This is a genomic window from Leisingera methylohalidivorans DSM 14336 (genome assembly GCF_000511355.1).
Taxonomy (GTDB): Bacteria; Pseudomonadota; Alphaproteobacteria; order Rhodobacterales; family Rhodobacteraceae; genus Leisingera; species Leisingera methylohalidivorans.
On the sequence record NC_023135.1, the window covers coordinates 1,812,520 to 1,826,602 of the forward strand.

15 protein-coding genes are annotated in these 14,083 nt (G+C 63.5%); 6 read left to right on the plus strand and 9 right to left on the minus strand.

What is annotated here, in order from left to right; translation table 11 throughout:
- Positions 1–288: 288 nt before the first annotated feature.
- Together mltG and fabF are read right to left on the minus strand one after the other, a co-directional pair.
- Entirely contained in the window at positions 289–1,443 is a 1,155-nt protein-coding gene (gene mltG / locus METH_RS09000) for an endolytic transglycosylase MltG (RefSeq protein WP_024090134.1), read from the minus strand.
- Positions 1,443–2,708, minus strand: a complete 1,266-nt coding sequence (gene fabF / locus METH_RS09005) for a beta-ketoacyl-ACP synthase II (RefSeq protein WP_024090135.1) — start codon at positions 2,706–2,708, stop codon at positions 1,443–1,445. The genes mltG and fabF overlap by 1 nt, the downstream gene beginning before the upstream one ends.
- 644 nt (positions 2,709–3,352) lie before the next feature.
- On the opposite strand from fabF, the gene METH_RS09015 reads away from it, so the two are divergent.
- Entirely contained in the window at positions 3,353–4,225 is an 873-nt protein-coding gene (locus METH_RS09015) for a PilZ domain-containing protein (RefSeq protein ID WP_024090137.1), read from the plus strand.
- 346 nt (positions 4,226–4,571) lie between these two features.
- On the plus strand, positions 4,572–5,456 hold the full coding sequence (locus tag METH_RS09020; protein ID WP_024090138.1) for a PilZ domain-containing protein: 885 nt from the start codon (positions 4,572–4,574) through the stop codon (positions 5,454–5,456).
- A gap of 102 nt (positions 5,457–5,558) precedes the next feature.
- Here METH_RS09020 and METH_RS09025 read toward each other — a convergent pair whose 3' ends face one another.
- The 4 genes from METH_RS09025 to fabD form a co-directional block, all read right to left on the minus strand.
- Complete coding sequence (locus tag METH_RS09025) at positions 5,559–6,302, minus strand: 1-(5-phosphoribosyl)-5-[(5-phosphoribosylamino)methylideneamino]imidazole-4-carboxamide isomerase (RefSeq protein ID WP_024090139.1); 744 nt, start codon at positions 6,300–6,302, stop codon at positions 5,559–5,561.
- A 241-nt stretch (positions 6,303–6,543) separates the two neighbouring features.
- Positions 6,544–6,777, minus strand: a complete 234-nt coding sequence (locus tag METH_RS09030; RefSeq protein ID WP_005982462.1) for an acyl carrier protein — start codon at positions 6,775–6,777, stop codon at positions 6,544–6,546.
- A gap of 408 nt (positions 6,778–7,185) precedes the next feature.
- On the minus strand, positions 7,186–7,923 hold the full coding sequence (fabG, locus tag METH_RS09035) for a 3-oxoacyl-ACP reductase FabG (protein ID WP_024090140.1): 738 nt from the start codon (positions 7,921–7,923) through the stop codon (positions 7,186–7,188).
- Positions 7,924–7,979: 56 nt separating this feature from the next.
- Positions 7,980–8,912 carry an ACP S-malonyltransferase gene (gene fabD / locus METH_RS09040; RefSeq protein ID WP_024090141.1) on the minus strand — a complete coding sequence of 311 codons (933 nt, stop codon included), beginning with the start codon at positions 8,910–8,912 and terminating at the stop codon, positions 7,980–7,982.
- A gap of 176 nt (positions 8,913–9,088) precedes the next feature.
- On the opposite strand from fabD, the gene METH_RS09045 reads away from it, so the two are divergent.
- The gene (locus METH_RS09045) at positions 9,089–10,354 is read left to right on the plus strand and encodes a cytochrome b/b6 domain-containing protein (RefSeq protein WP_024090142.1); all 1,266 of its coding nucleotides are present in this window, start codon (positions 9,089–9,091) and stop codon (positions 10,352–10,354) included.
- Positions 10,355–10,514: 160 nt separating this feature from the next.
- Here the strand turns inward: METH_RS09045 and METH_RS09050 are convergent, their stop codons facing one another.
- The 3 genes from METH_RS09050 to METH_RS09060 form a co-directional block, all read right to left on the minus strand.
- Entirely contained in the window at positions 10,515–10,838 is a 324-nt protein-coding gene (locus METH_RS09050) for a hypothetical protein (RefSeq protein WP_044008612.1), read from the minus strand.
- A 252-nt stretch (positions 10,839–11,090) separates the two neighbouring features.
- Positions 11,091–11,669: a YceI family protein gene (locus tag METH_RS09055; RefSeq protein WP_024090145.1), complete on the minus strand. Its 579-nt coding sequence runs from the start codon at positions 11,667–11,669 to the stop codon at positions 11,091–11,093.
- Positions 11,670–11,823: 154 nt separating this feature from the next.
- A complete protein-coding gene (locus METH_RS09060; RefSeq protein WP_024090146.1) occupies positions 11,824–12,357 on the minus strand; it encodes a hypothetical protein in 534 nt (177 codons plus the stop codon).
- Positions 12,358–12,690: 333 nt separating this feature from the next.
- On the opposite strand from METH_RS09060, the gene rpsF reads away from it, so the two are divergent.
- Genes rpsF through rplI form a run of 3 tightly spaced genes read left to right on the plus strand, consistent with a single transcriptional unit; the run spans position 12,691 to position 13,927 of the window.
- Positions 12,691–13,044, plus strand: coding sequence for a 30S ribosomal protein S6 (gene rpsF, locus METH_RS09065; RefSeq protein ID WP_024090147.1), 354 nt, complete (start codon positions 12,691–12,693; stop codon positions 13,042–13,044).
- A 28-nt stretch (positions 13,045–13,072) separates the two neighbouring features.
- A complete protein-coding gene (gene rpsR / locus METH_RS09070; protein WP_005982441.1) occupies positions 13,073–13,300 on the plus strand; it encodes a 30S ribosomal protein S18 in 228 nt (75 codons plus the stop codon).
- Positions 13,301–13,312: 12 nt separating this feature from the next.
- Entirely contained in the window at positions 13,313–13,927 is a 615-nt protein-coding gene (rplI, locus tag METH_RS09075; RefSeq protein ID WP_024090148.1) for a 50S ribosomal protein L9, read from the plus strand.
- The last annotated feature ends 156 nt before the right edge of the window (positions 13,928–14,083 follow it).

The window sequence follows — 14,083 nt, forward strand, 5'->3', positions numbered from 1 at the left end:
TTTATCCGGACCCGCCCGCACAGCCGTGAACCCGGGAGTGCAGCCAGGGAAGACGGGAGCCTTGGACCAGAAAACGCAGATCAATATCCGGTATATCCTGCTGCCCGTTTCCGGGCCGGATTGGCACAGGGTCCGACTGGGCGCGGGCGCGCTGCTGGCAGTGCAGGGCTGATTATGCCCGAATGCACCGCAGTGTCCCCAGCGGATCGGATTTCCAACGGCTGTGCGGGGCGCATAAAAAAGGGCGCCAAGCGGCGCCCTTCGCAGTTTCCCTCCTGCCCCGCAGCGTCAGTTGTTCTGCTGCTGGGCTTCGATTTCGCGCCATTTGGCGACGTTCCGGTTGTGTTCGTCCAGCGTCTCGGCAAAGGCGTGGCCGCCGGTGCCGTCAGCCACAAAGAACACGTAATCCGTGGTCTCCGGGTTCACCGCGGCCTCCAGGCTGGCCATCCCCGGATTGGCGATGGGGGTCGGCGGCAGGCCCTCGATCACATAGGTATTCCAGGGCGTGGCCTTGCGCAGCTCGCTTTGGCGCAGGCCGCGGCCCAGAACGCCTTCGCCCTTGGTGACGCCATAGATCACCGTCGGGTCCGTCTGCAGCCGCATGCCGCGGTTCAGGCGGTTGGTGAAGACCGAAGCGACCAGGCCGCGTTCCCCGGCAATGCCGGTTTCCTTCTCGATGATCGAGGCAAGGATCAGCATTTCCTCGGGGCTGGCAACAGCAGCATCCGCGGCGCGGCCTTCCCAGGCGGCGTTGATGCGCAGCTGCTGGCGCTGCTGCATCTCCCCCAGAACGGCGGCGCGCGCTGTGCCCGGTGTGACCTCGTAGCTGTCGGGCGCAAGCAGGCCCTCGCCCGGGCGTTCGCCGGGGTCGCCCTCGAGCACATCGATGGATTTCAGCGCCTCGACCACCTGCCAGCTGGTCACCCCTTCGGCCAGCGCGATGCGGTAGCGGGTGTCGGCCTCCTGGCGGGTTTCGGTGTACGCGGCCGGGACCTCATCCTCGCCGAGGATGAATTCCGCCTTTTCCTCGAACGTGCTGGTGGCCGGGTCCAGCTCCCGCACCACAGTATTGGTGCGGGTCACGCCGACGCGGTAGACGATCTCGGTGCCGCAGGTGGAGGCACCGGAGGTGGTGACCCGGTCGATGATCTCCTCCATCGAGGATCCCGGCTCCACCAGAAAGCTGCCGGCCTTCAGCTGGCCGGTCTTCTCGCTGTATTTGGCGCCGAGACGGAAGATGGTGCCGGACGCAACCGCGCCCTGGTCTTCCAGGTCGCGGCTGACCCGCGCCATGTTCGAGCCCCGCTCGACACGCAGGCAGATCGCCGTCTCCAGCGGGCCTTCAGCGGTGTATTGCGATTTGCCCCACAGGATCAGACCGCCCAGCAGGAACAAAACCGCAATGAGCACTGTCAGCATGTTGGAGGCGAGGCTGCGCCACATCAGCCGGCCTTTCCGAAGATCACCGAGGCGTTGGTGCCGCCGAACCCAAAGGAGTTCGACAGTGCCACCTCAACCTTGCGCGCCCGTTTGGCGTTGGGGGCCAGGTCGATCGGGGTCTCAACGGCGGGGTTGTCCAGATTGATGGTCGGCGGTGCAACCTGATCGCGGATCGCCAGGATCGAGAAGATCGCCTCGATCGCGCCGGCCGCGCCCAGAAGATGCCCGGTGGCCGATTTGGTCGAGGACATGGTGACATTGGCGGCGTGATCGCCCAGCAGCCGTTCGACAGCGCCCAGTTCGATGGTGTCGGCCATGGTCGAGGTGCCATGGGCATTGATGTAGTCGATCGCCGAAGGCTCAAGACCGGCATTGGCCAGCGCCGCCTTCATCGAGCGTTCGCCGCCTTCGCCGTCGTCGGACGGGGCGGTGATGTGATAGGCGTCGCCCGACAGGCCGTAGCCCAGCACCTCGGCGTAAATTCTGGCGCCGCGGGCCTTGGCGTGCTCATAGTCCTCCAGCACCACGATGCCGGCGCCCTCGCCCATCACAAACCCGTCGCGGTCGGTGTCATAGGGGCGCGACGCTGACTTGGGGTCATCGGCGCGTTTGGTCGACAGCGCCTTGCAGGCGTTGAAACCGGCAATGCCGATCTCGCAGATGGCCGCTTCGGCGCCGCCTGCGATCATCACGTCGGCGTCGCCGGATTTGATCAGCCGCGCCGCGTCGCCAATGGCGTGGGCGCCGGTCGAGCAGGCGGTCACCACCGAGTGGTTCGGGCCCTTGAAGCCAAAGCGGATCGAGACCTGGCCCGAGATCAGGTTGATCAGCGCGCCGGGGATAAAGAAGGGAGACACCCGGCGGGGGCCTTTTTCCTTGATCATCACGGCGGTGTCCGCGATCGACGACAGGCCGCCGATGCCGGAGCCGATCATCACGCCGGTGCGCAGGCGGCTTTCCTCGTCCTCGGGCGTCCAGCCGGCGTCGCGCACGGCCATATCGGCGGCGGCGATGCCATAGAGGATGAAGTCATCAATCTTCTTCTGGTCTTTCTTGATCACCCAGTCATCCGGGTTGAACGTCCCCCCGGAGCCATCGCCGCGCGGAACTTCGCAGGCATAGGTGGTGGTGACGCCGCTTGCTTCGGCATCAAACAGGGTGATGGGGCCTGCACCCGACTGGCCGTCCAGCAACCGGGACCAGGATTCTTCGACTCCGCTGGCCAGCGGTGTAACCAGGCCCAGTCCGGTGACAACTACTCGACGCATTCCTTGCTCTCCTTTGCCTCGGCAATCCGTCCGTTCAAATAGCTTGGAAAGGCGGCTGGGTGCAAGAGCGGGCTGATCCGCAGTGCCGCCAGGCGCAATGCGGGTTTTACGGGGAAATTGCGAAAGTGGTGTTAATTGTTAATGATAATACTTTAGGTTGATGTTGGAGAGAACAACTGAACTCGGCATCCGTCCTCTTGGATTGCCAGAACCGGGCTGGAGGTTTGGGCAAAATTGCCTCCAGCCCGCCTTTTTATCCCCGCGATCCAGACAGAGGATTGCTAAGCGCCCTTGCGGGTGCTGACTTCAGAGACCCTCCGTTCCCTGGCCCTCAAAGCGGCCCCGCCTGGCCGGGTTGCAGATTGCGGCGCCCGGCGCGGCCGGCTGTTGATCAGATCCGGGCGCCGGCCAGCCGCCGGACACAGTCTGTTTCCCGCAATGGGGAAACACCGGAGCCAAGGCTGGCGGACCCGGTCCAGGCTGCCATGCGCCCGAGTTCTTCAGAACAGGCCCGCGGCTGCTGACTGCGCCGGGGGCCAGGCGCCCTGGCTGCTTGGCCGGCATATAAATCAGCCTGCGTTAACGGCGCATTTGCATCTTTACGTCATAATTTCAATCCAAAGGTATGAAGGAACGGCTTCGCCATGCGTCAATGGCTTCCGATAATTGCACTTTTACTGGCGACTGGCCTGCTGCCGGAACGCGCGGCGGCCAGTTGCGCTGTGCATCAGGATCTGTCGAACCTGCACCGGGCCTCCAAGGGGTTCCTCTCCTATCTCAGCTCCGGTCAGGGCGCATATTATGTGCAGCATCTGCGGAGCTGGATCAGCACAAACCCGCCCGCGCCGATGCGGCAGCGGATGAGAGCGGTTGGCATTCAGTCCGTCGCTGCCAGCATGGACGAGCTTTTGCAGCAGCAGCAGGTGCTGCTGAAGATCCTCTCCAGCCAGGGCCGGGCCACGGCGCTGGAAACCGCGCGCCATATGGGAACCCCGGCGCTGGCGGCGGATTTCGGCACGCATGTCGAAGCCTTGCCCTGCGACGAGGTGAAGGAAAGCGGAAACGGCAGCAAGCTGGTTGCGGTGGCCGCGGCAGATGAACGGCAGCGGCAGCAGATCCGCAATGCCGCAATTGCCTGGGTGTCCTTTTTGGTTCTGGGCGGCAGTGCGCTGTATTTTCTCGACCGGATCGGCATCCGCAAAATCCGCCGCACCAAACGCTATCCCTGCGCGGTTCCCTGCGTCTTGCAGACAGACGGGCGGACAGTTCAAGCCCATCTGGTCGATCTGAGCCGTGCCGGCGCCAAGGTGCGCCCCGACGGCCCTTGTGAAATCCCGGGGCGGGTGACCCTTAGTTTTGGCGGATATACCGTGGATGCCCAAGTCCGCTGGCAAACCGCCGGCTATTTCGGCGTCCAGTTTTCCAAGGATTTCAACTTCATACAATTGCACCGCCTGCTGGAGGCTTTCCCGCTTGAAGGCAAAGGGGTGCGCGAAGAGGCGCGGCTCGGGGTTTAACAGCCCGGCGTGCACGTTGTGCGGTCAAGCTGATCCAGAACAGCTGAATTGGGCGTCATAAGCCGCTTCGGATGCCAACGGCCTGCACAGGGCGGGCAAACCTTGCGTGTTCTGAGCCGCCTTGCCTGGCTGCGTGCGCCCATTTGACACCATCAGAGTCAGGAATAGGTCCAACTGCCGGGGAGCGCTGCCGCTGGCAGCGGATGCTGGTTTTACGCTGATTTCACTACCCGCATAGGGTGCATCAACAGTACCATATTGCTCTCTAGGCAGATTCAGATTTCGGAAGCGCGGCACCGCGTCCCCTCCTGATCGGAAAGGTCCTGTATTGAGGTACTGGCCATTGATGATAGCGGCACTGATTGCCCCGGCTGCGGTCTGCGGCAGTGCAGTCACGGCAGCAGCATCTTCCAGGGAGACCTGCCAGCTGCAATCCGATCTGATGAATTTCCAGCATGAGGTCCGCGGATTTCTGGAGCATCTGCAAACAGGGCGGAACCCGCATCAGCCCATGCGGCTGCTGCAGTGGATGGAAGATCATCCGGCGGTGGCATTGCGGACACGGATGCGGCGGCTGGGCCTGCAATCTTTTGAACTGCTGACCATGCGGCTGATTACTCAGCAAGAAAGTCTTCTGGCAGAGTACCGGCTGCACGGCCAGAAAAAAGCGGGGGTCAGCGCGCTGCGGTTTGGCACATCCGCCCTGCTGGACGAATATGCCAACCGGATCATCCCGCTGCCGTGCAACTATGATCCGCAACAGGACGTGGAGGGCAGCACTGCGGCCGGCATGGGCCGGTTGCCGGCCCTGACGCCGGAAACCACGGTGATAAGTGCGCTGCTTTTCATTATGCTCAGCGGGGCCGGCCTGTTCCTGGCAGAGCGGTTCGCCCGCAGGCACCGGCGCCGGCGGTACCGTCACCCCTGCTCGCTGCCGTGCAATTTGCACTCCGGTCAGACGCTGCTGCAGGCGAAACTGGTCGATATCAGCCAGCTGGGCGCCAAAGTGAGAGTCTGGAAAAACCAGGACAAGGCCCTGACCGGCCTTTCCAGGGATCTCACAGCAGCCCTGCCCGGAATCGGATCAGCCGGCGCGCAGATCACGTGGAAAAACACCGACTACCTGGGCCTTGAATTCACCACTCCGCTGACGGGGGAAGAGCTGCAGATCCTGCTTGCCTGGCCGCCCGCCAAACCGCTGCGGCAGACGCAGGCTGTCAAACCGGCCTGACCGCCGGATGCTGCGCCCCGTCCTGCTGGCAACGGGCCGGCAAGCCGGCCCAGGCCGGAGCACCTATGCCTGCGGGCAACAGCCCGCAGGCAGTCATTTCCTTTACTGAAACTCGGCTACCGGTTCGGGTTCCGGCCGGGCCACTTCCAGAATTTCCTGGACGGTCACCGTCTTGCGGAACAAGGCACGGCCAACCATCGCGCCGGAAATGTTGTAGATGTATTTCAGACGCGAGACGTCATCCGAGCTGCGCACAACACCGCTGGCGATCACCGGCGTGCGCGACTTTTCCGCGAGGGCGGAAATCAGGCCAAGCTGGGCTTCGACATCCGACATGTCGCTGTCGATATCGGTGACAATGATTCCCGCAAGCGGCACGGAATCGAACGCCGCGATGAAATCCTCGGGCGAAATTGCACCGGACTGGCGCCAGCCGTCGGTCATCACCTGGCCCTGATAGACATCCACTGCCAGCACGATCTGGTCCGGGTGGTGTTTGGCCAGTTCCTGAACCAGCTGCGGATCCCGCGCGGCCAGGGTGCCGATGACGACGCGCCCTGCCCCTTTGTCGATCCAATGCTCGGCATGCTCGCGCGAGCGGATGCCGCCGCCCAGCTGCACCGGAATGCCGGCGCCGCGGATGATGTCGCTGATCAGCTCTTCGTTGCTGTGATCGCCTTCAATCGCGTTGAAGTCGGTGACATGCATCCATTCCGCCCCGGCGGCGGCAAAGCCTTTGGCCGTTTCCACCGGATCCACATGCCAGATCAAAGGCTCATCCAGGCGGCCCTTTTCGAGGCTCACGCAGCGGCCGTTCAGAATCTCCATTGTGGGGTAAATCATCATGATGCCCATCTCCTAAGTTTTGCCTCTTACGGAGAGATTAGCACGGATCGCCGCGGCCGGAACGACGTTTCATGACGATTTATGGAACAATTGCGGCGCAGCGGAGCCGCTTTTTGGTAGCGCAAACAAAGATCTGGCCCGTCTCACCGCAACACGGGAATCGAAGGCCGGCCCGGCAAACGGAAACGGCGCCTTCCCCGATGGGAAGACGCCGCCTGGTCCGGTATCCCGGAAGCGTGGCTTAGGACGCTTCGGAGATGAATTTGACCGCGTCGCCGAAGGTCTGGATGGTTTCGGCAGCGTCGTCCGGGATCTCGATGCCGAACTCTTCTTCAAACGCCATCACCAGTTCCACGGTGTCCAGGCTGTCTGCGCCCAGATCGTCGATGAAGGAGGCGTTTTCGGTGACCTTGTCTTCTTCTACACCCAGGTGCTCAACAACGATCTTTTTTACGCGGTCTGCGACGTCGCTCATGTCTATTCCTCGTCTTTCAGGGCACTCTGCCCAGTTCTGCCCTTGCCCGTGCGGGCGGCGTGGTTTTTGCCCGGAGCGGGCGGTGTAGTCCCCGGCAGGCGGGGACAGTGCGGCGTTTCCGTTAGGAAAAACCAGCGCGGATATGGGCCGCCTATAGCATAGACCGCGGCCAAGGCAAACGGTTTCGCTTGGTCACGGCGGCGGCGGCGGCCGGCATCGCACGGCTATGAAGCGTGCAGATGGCGCCGCAATCAAGAGCTTGCAAGGGCGCGGCAGGATATTTTTCGCAATTAGGATGTTTTTCAGATGCTTGCCGGGGAAAGCTGATCAGGCGCCCGCCCGCGGCCTCCACGCAAAAGCCCCGCAGACGTGCTGCGGGGCCTGGTGCTGCAGAGGCTGGCGCTGCGGTCAGATCATCGCCATGCCGCCATTCACATGCAGCGTGGTGCCGGTGACATAGCCCGCTTCCTGGCTGGCCAGATACAGCACGGCTGAGGCGATTTCCTTCGATTCCCCCATGCGGCCGGCCGGGATCTGGGTCAGGATCGCATCTTTCTGGGTATCGTTCAGCTTTTCGGTCATTGCGGTGGCGATGAAGCCCGGCGCAACCGCGTTCACCGTGATGCCGCGGTTGGCGACCTCATAGGCCAGCGATTTCGACATGCCCACCATGCCGGCCTTGGAGGCGGCATAGTTGCCCTGGCCGGGGTTGCCGGTGGTGCCGACAACGGAGGAGATGTTGATGATACGGCCCCAGCGCGCCTTCATCATGCCGCGCAGCACGCCGCGGCACAGGCGCATGGTGGAGGTCAGGTTGACGTTCAGCACGCTTTCCCATTCTTCGTCCTTCATGCGCATGAACAGGTTGTCGCGGGTGATGCCGGCATTGTTGACCAGGATATCAACCGAGCCCATCGCCGCAGCCGCCTGTTTCGGCAATGCCTCGACCGAGTCCGCATCCGACAGGTTGCAGGGCAGCACATGGGCGCGCTCGCCCAGTTCATCGGCCAATGCCTTCAGGGGTTCTTCGCGGGTGCCGGAGAGGGCAACGGTGGCGCCTGCGGCGTGCAGGGCGCGGGCGATGTCGCCGCCGATGCCGCCCGAAGCGCCGGTCACAAGGGCGTTCTTGCCAGTCAGATCAAACATTTTCTTGTCCTTTATATCAGAGGCCGGCGCGGCACAGGCGCGCCGGCTAAATCCCTTTATGCTTCGGCGGCAGCCTTGGCGTCTTCGGGGGTGCCCACCTGACGGCTGGCCAGCGCCCGGTCGATCTTGCGGATCATGCCGGACAGCGCCTTGCCTGCGCCGATCTCCCAGAATTCGGTCACGCCTTTGGCGGCCATTGCCTGCACGCTTTCGCGCCAGCGCACCGAGCCGGTCACCTGCTCCACCAGCAAGGCGCGGATTTCATCCGGGCTGGTCACCGCATCCGCGCGCACATTGGCGATCAGCGGCACTGCGGGGGATTTGATCTCGACACCACCCAGCGCTTCGGCCATGGCGTCGGCAGCGGGCTGCATCAGGGCGCAGTGGAACGGGGCGCTGACCGGCAGCATCACCGCGCGTTTGGCGCCCTTTTCCTTGGCGATCACCGCGGCGCGCTCAACCGCGGCCTTGGTGCCGGAAACCACCACCTGGGTAGGGTCATTGTCGTTCGCCGCCTGGCAGACGTCCCCCTGCGCGGCCTCATCCGCCACGGCGCGCACAGTTTCAAGGTCCAGGCCGAGGATCGCGGCCATGGCGCCCTCGCCCACCGGCACAGCACTTTGCATCGCCAGGCCGCGGGTGCGCAGAAGGCGCGCGGTGTCGGCCACCGAAATCGACCCCGCAGCCGCCAGCGCCGAATATTCGCCCAGGGAATGGCCGGCCACGAAGGATGCCTTTTCAATGGTGACGCCTTCGGCCTCCAAGGCGCGCATGGCGGCCATTGAAGCGGCCATCAGGGCGGGCTGGGCGTTCTGGGTCAGGGTCAGGGTTTCAATGTCCCCCTCCCAGATCAGCCGGCTCAGGCTTTCGCCCAATGCGTCATCCACCTCGTCAAAGATGGCTTTGGCAGCCGGATAGGCATCGGCCAGCGCCCTGCCCATACCGATGGTCTGGGCACCCTGTCCCGGGAACACAAATGCGATCGTCATTGAAGACCTCGTCTGTTTTAACGTTTTGCCTGATTTAGCGGGCCTTTCCCCTGCGTACAAGCAAAGCCGCATTTTGCGCACCAATGCTGTGCGCGGCATGACAGAGGCGTGCGTTGCATCAGCGCCTGCCTTCGCTAGGTATATGGCAACCGGAACCTGACCAGGAAATGCCCCCAATGCCCCGTGCCAACTCGTTTTCCTCATACGGCAGCATCGCCAAGACCTTCCACTGGCTGACCGCGCTGCTGATCTTCTCGGCCTTTCCGCTGGGGTATTTCGCCAACGGGCTGGCGCAGGAGATCCAGAGCCCGGGGTTTGACGGCAGCCAGGCGGTGATCGCACGGGCCACGCTGCTGTTTTCGCTGCACAAGACGCTGGGCGTCACCGTGTTCTTTACCGCACTGTTGCGGATCCTGTGGGCGCTGAGCCAGCCGAAGCCCGGCCTGCTGCACCCGGACCGCAAGGCCGAAGCGCTGGCAGCGGAGATGGTGCATTGGCTGCTGTACGGCTCGCTGGTGGCGGTGCCGCTGTCGGGCTGGATCCATCACGCCGCGACCACGGGCTTTGCGCCGATCTGGTGGCCGTTCGGGCAAAGCCTGCCGTTTGTGCCGAAGTCCGAGGTGGCGGCCTCTTTCTTCGGCGGCGTGCACTGGGTGCTGGTCTGGACGCTGGGGGCCTCGCTGGCGCTGCATATTGCCGGGGCGCTGAAGCATCATGTGATCGACCGCGACGCCACGCTGCACCGGATGCTGCCGGGCCGCGCGGACCTGCCGCAGCCGCCCGCGCAAACCCACAGCCTGGTGCCTTTGCTGGCGGCGCTGGCGGTCTGGGCCGGTGCCTTGAGCGGCGGTGCAATGATCGGTGTCTATGGCGGCCAGGATCAACGCCAGGCCAAGGAACGGGAATCGGGGGCGGACGGCACCGTTGCCCCTGTCGTGGCTGCAGGCCCTGCGGCCGGGGGCGGCTGGGCTGTGCAGTCCGGCACCCTGGGCCTGTCCGTCACCCAGATGGGCAGCGTCGTTTCCGGAAGCTTCGGCGAGTGGGATGCGGTGATCAGCTTTGAAGAACCTGCCGCGCCGGGTCCGGCGGGAAATGTGGAAGTGACCGTGGCGATCGCCTCGCTGGAACTGGGGTCTGTTGCCGGTCAGGCGATGGGGGCGGATTATTTTGACAGCGCCAACTTCCCGACCGCCCTGTTCAAGGCGGATATCGAAAAGCTGGCTGAGGGGTATCAGGCGGCGGGCACCCTGACCATCAAGGGCCAGACAGTGCCGGTCACCCTGCCCTTTGATCTGGAGCTGGAGGGGAACACCGCAAAGATGGCTGGAACGCTGACCCTGAACCGGCTTGATTTCGGCATTGGCAAAAGCCTGCCGGATGAAAGCTCGCTGGGGTTTGCCGTGGACGTGCCGGTGGAGCTGGAGGCGGTACGGGCGGACTGATCCGCACCGCCGGCGCGCTCCCGCGCCTGGCGGTGATCAGCGGGCTGATCCCCTTTCCAGCCTTGGGCCGGGCGCCGCGCTGACGCGCGGCGCTGTGCCGTTTCGGGGCGGCCTGGTGCTGCTCAACAGCTTTTGCCGCATCCGGTTGTCACAGTCAGTGTCAGTGACGATGCCGGTAATAGCCGCCGTGGCGGGAACGGTGGCGGTGGATGCCGCGGTCATGGTTCCGGTGGCGGCCCGCGTAATGGCCGTGGCCCCGATAAGGCCGGTAATAGCTGCGCGGCTGGTACGACTGGGTATAGCCGCGGTGGCGGTCATTGCGGTCATTCAGATTTTTGACGATGAGACCGAGAGCGATCAGCCCGGCAATGGTGCGGGCCGCATCGCGGCCTGAATCATGGGCGGCAGCCGGCCTTGCGAACGCCAGATTGGCAGCGAGGGCCAATGCCGCACAGGCTGACACGAAGTGGCCTAGGCGAAACATGATGCCTCCTTTCATAGGCGGCCGGAGGGGCCGGTTTAAGCCTGCCGCAGCGGCCGGGAAAACACCAATGAACTCAGGTCACGCTTTGGGGAGGCGCCGCACCGGACCCATGGCCGGGCTGGCGAAAGGCCTGTTGGAAGGGCTGGCGGCCGGGCTGACGGCAGGTTTGGTGGCAGGTTTGGTGGCCGGGCAACAAAAAACCGCCAGCTCCGGGGGAGCTGGCGGCACGTCTTTCAAAGCGGCGGTTGCGCTTTAGCTGTCGGCCTTCATCGCTTCGACCGAGATTTTGATGTTCACCTCGTCGCTGACGAAGGGCGCGAACTGGCCCAGGTTGTAGTCCGAGCGCAGCACCGTGGTGGTGGCATCGAACCCGGCCCAGGGCTTTTTCGCCATCGGGTGCTCGCCGGCCTTGTTCAGCTTGGCATCCAGCACCACGGATTTGGTTACGCCGTTGAGGGTCAGATCACCGGTGATATTCGCGGTGTTATCGCCGGTCACCTCGATCGCGGTGGAGGTGAAGCTGACGGTCTCGTCCTCGGTTGCCTCGAAGAAATCCTTGGTCATGAAGTGGTCGAACCGGGCCTGCCAGCCGGTGAACATCATGCTGAGCGGCAGGGTCACCGACACGCTGGAGGCCGCCGGATCTTCCTGGTCGAACATGATCTCGCCCTCGAAGCCTGCGAACATGCCGTAAGTGGTAGAATAGCCCAGGTGATTGTAATCAAACAGGATCTGGCTGTGGGCGGCATCCAGCACGTATTTTTCTGGGGCGGCGGCAGCGCCGGTTGCGGCAGCAGCAACCAGGGCAGCAGCGAAAAGGGTCGTTTTCATGAGGAAGGCTCCGTCAGAATAAATCATGGGGCAAAAGATGCGGCGCATGCCCCCGGAAGGGAAGCCCGCAAAAACCAACACTACCTGTGAACGGGCGAACACTAAACCCGCCGGACCGGCCGGCCGAAGTGCCTCGCGCAATCGTGAATGCGGGTCAGGTCAGGATCCGCACCGCACCGCTGAGCTGGTCGCGCAGCTGGCTGCGCATTGCGGCGGAGCCGATGGGCAGCTCGATCAGCAGGCTGCCGCCGGTCTTATGCCATTGCACCGACACCGCTGTCAGCCGCGCCCCGCCCAGGGTGTCATAGCTCCGGCGCAAGACGGTGCGGGGACGGCCCCGGCTGCCGGTCTGCAGCACCCGCAGCTCGCAGCGCACCGGGTCAAAGCACGCCTCGGACCGGTTGCCGGGATCATGCGCCGTCATCAGCACCAGCCCGGTCAGAAGAAACACCACCGAGATGCCGAACCGGATCAGGTTCACTTCTGGATCAGCGCCGGCAACCGGAACCAGCCACAGCCCGGTGGAGCTGAGGATCATTGCCGCCCCCAGCATCCGCAGAAGGGCCAAACGCAGCGTCCAGTTTGCTTCCCGCCGCAGGCGCAGCGGCACCGCGCGTGCCACGGCATCAAGGGCATCGGCCACCGGGGCGCGGGTCACCTGCGGCGGGGTTTGATATGTCACTGCCATAAGACTGCCCTTTCTAAAGCTGGCCTTTCTGAAGCTGGCCTTTCTGAACCGGCCCGTTCCGGACGATCCGGCGCTGCGGCTGTTCGCCGCGTTCAGGCTTCGTTAAGAGGCAAGGACCTGTTTCGGGGCCTCAATGCGGCGGCCTTGCGGAACTGCGGCGGCCGCGGCGGGCGGAGGCGTGGAACCGCCCTTTTGCCTTGCTCTTTCGGCCGCAGCCTGTATAGGAGGCCCTGCTTCCGCGACATTTTCGATCCGCGCAGCCTCTCGTGACCGGGCAGCGGAAGCTTTGATGCCCGTTCTATGAAATGCGCCTAGACACAAACAGGAGTTCGCATGCCACTCTATGAGCATGTCATGATTGCGCGTCAGGACCTGTCCAACTCGCAAGCTGAAGGCCTCATCGAACATTTCGGTGCTGTTCTGTCCGACAACGGCGGCAAGCTGGTCGAGCAGGAGTACTGGGGCGTCAAGACGATGGCCTACAAGATCAACAAGAACCGCAAGGGGCACTACTCCTTCCTGAAGACGGACGCCCCTGCCGGCGCCATCCAGGAAATGGAACGCCTGATGCGTCTGCATGACGACGTGATGCGCGTCCTGACCATCAAGGTCGACGAGCATGGCGAGGGCCCTTCGGTCCAGATGCAGAAGCGCGACGAACGCGACACCCGTCGCGAACGCCGCTGATCCTAGCTTGAGAAAAGGACGCTAAATCATGGCAGCCAAACCGTTTTTCCGCCGCCGCAAGGTTTGCCCGTTCTCGGGCGACAACGCGCCGAAGATCGACTACAAAGACACCCGTCTGCTGCAGCGCTACATTTCTGAGCGCGGCAAGATCGTGCCTTCGCGCATCACCGCCGTTTCGGCCAAGAAGCAGCGTGAGCTGGCCCGTGCGATCAAGCGCGCCCGCTTCCTCGCCCTGCTGCCCTACGCCGTGAAGTAAGGAGATAAGCACATGCAAGTTATCCTTCTTGAACGCGTTGCAAAGCTGGGCCAGATGGGCGACGTCGTTGACGTGAAGCCCGGGTTCGCCCGCAACTTCCTGCTGCCGCAGGGCAAGGCGAAAACCGCTTCCGAAGCCAACATCGCATCTTTCGAGGACCAGAAAGCGCAGCTGGAAGCGCGCAACCTGGAAACCAAGAAAGAGGCCGAGGCTCTGGCAGCAAAGCTGGACGGCCAGCAGTTCATCGTGATTCGCTCCGCATCGGACGCGGGCGCGCTGTACGGCTCGGTCACCCCGCGCGACGCAGCCGATGCTGCAACCGCGGACGGTTTCTCCGTTGACAAGAAACAGGTCGCCCTGATCGCTCCGATCAAATACCTCGGCCTGCACACTGTCTCCGTGAAACTGCACCCGGAAGTCGAAGCCGTTATCAACCTGAACGTTGCCCGCTCGGCTGAAGAAGCTGAACTGCAGGCATCGGGTAAATCGATCCAGGAGCTGGCCGCCGAAGAGGAAGCCGCTGCTGAATTCGAGATCTCCGAACTGTTCGACGATATCGGTTCCGCTGCGTCTGACGACGAAGACGGCGCGCCGGTTGCTGACGCCGCCGGCGAAGAAACCAACTGATCCAGCCGGATCAGGGAAACCCGGAAAAGGCCGCTCGATTGAGCGGCCTTTTTCTTTTTTGCCTGAAAAGTTTGAAAAGGTGATCTAAGTTGTAGGCACATACACCTGCCCCATAAACCTCCCGTTTGCCCTCCTTTGGCAGAATGGTTCCGGGAG

Coding starts and splice junctions, on each gene's coding strand:
- METH_RS09020 (WP_024090138.1), top strand. CDS start 4,572: ATGATAGCGGCACTGATTGCCCCGGCTGCGGTCTGCGGCAGTGCAGTC.
- METH_RS09030 (WP_005982462.1), bottom strand. CDS start 6,777: ATGAGCGACGTCGCAGACCGCGTAAAAAAGATCGTTGTTGAGCACCTG.
- METH_RS09050 (WP_044008612.1), bottom strand. CDS start 10,838: ATGTTTCGCCTAGGCCACTTCGTGTCAGCCTGTGCGGCATTGGCCCTC.
- mltG (WP_024090134.1), bottom strand. CDS start 1,443: ATGTGGCGCAGCCTCGCCTCCAACATGCTGACAGTGCTCATTGCGGTT.
- METH_RS09025 (WP_024090139.1), bottom strand. CDS start 6,302: ATGATGATTTACCCCACAATGGAGATTCTGAACGGCCGCTGCGTGAGC.
- fabF (WP_024090135.1), bottom strand. CDS start 2,708: ATGCGTCGAGTAGTTGTCACCGGACTGGGCCTGGTTACACCGCTGGCC.
- METH_RS09060 (WP_024090146.1), bottom strand. CDS start 12,357: ATGGCAGTGACATATCAAACCCCGCCGCAGGTGACCCGCGCCCCGGTG.
- rpsF (WP_024090147.1), top strand. CDS start 12,691: ATGCCACTCTATGAGCATGTCATGATTGCGCGTCAGGACCTGTCCAAC.
- METH_RS09015 (WP_024090137.1), top strand. CDS start 3,353: ATGCGTCAATGGCTTCCGATAATTGCACTTTTACTGGCGACTGGCCTG.
- METH_RS09045 (WP_024090142.1), top strand. CDS start 9,089: ATGCCCCGTGCCAACTCGTTTTCCTCATACGGCAGCATCGCCAAGACC.
- fabG (WP_024090140.1), bottom strand. CDS start 7,923: ATGTTTGATCTGACTGGCAAGAACGCCCTTGTGACCGGCGCTTCGGGC.
- rplI (WP_024090148.1), top strand. CDS start 13,313: ATGCAAGTTATCCTTCTTGAACGCGTTGCAAAGCTGGGCCAGATGGGC.
- rpsR (WP_005982441.1), top strand. CDS start 13,073: ATGGCAGCCAAACCGTTTTTCCGCCGCCGCAAGGTTTGCCCGTTCTCG.
- fabD (WP_024090141.1), bottom strand. CDS start 8,912: ATGACGATCGCATTTGTGTTCCCGGGACAGGGTGCCCAGACCATCGGT.
- METH_RS09055 (WP_024090145.1), bottom strand. CDS start 11,669: ATGAAAACGACCCTTTTCGCTGCTGCCCTGGTTGCTGCTGCCGCAACC.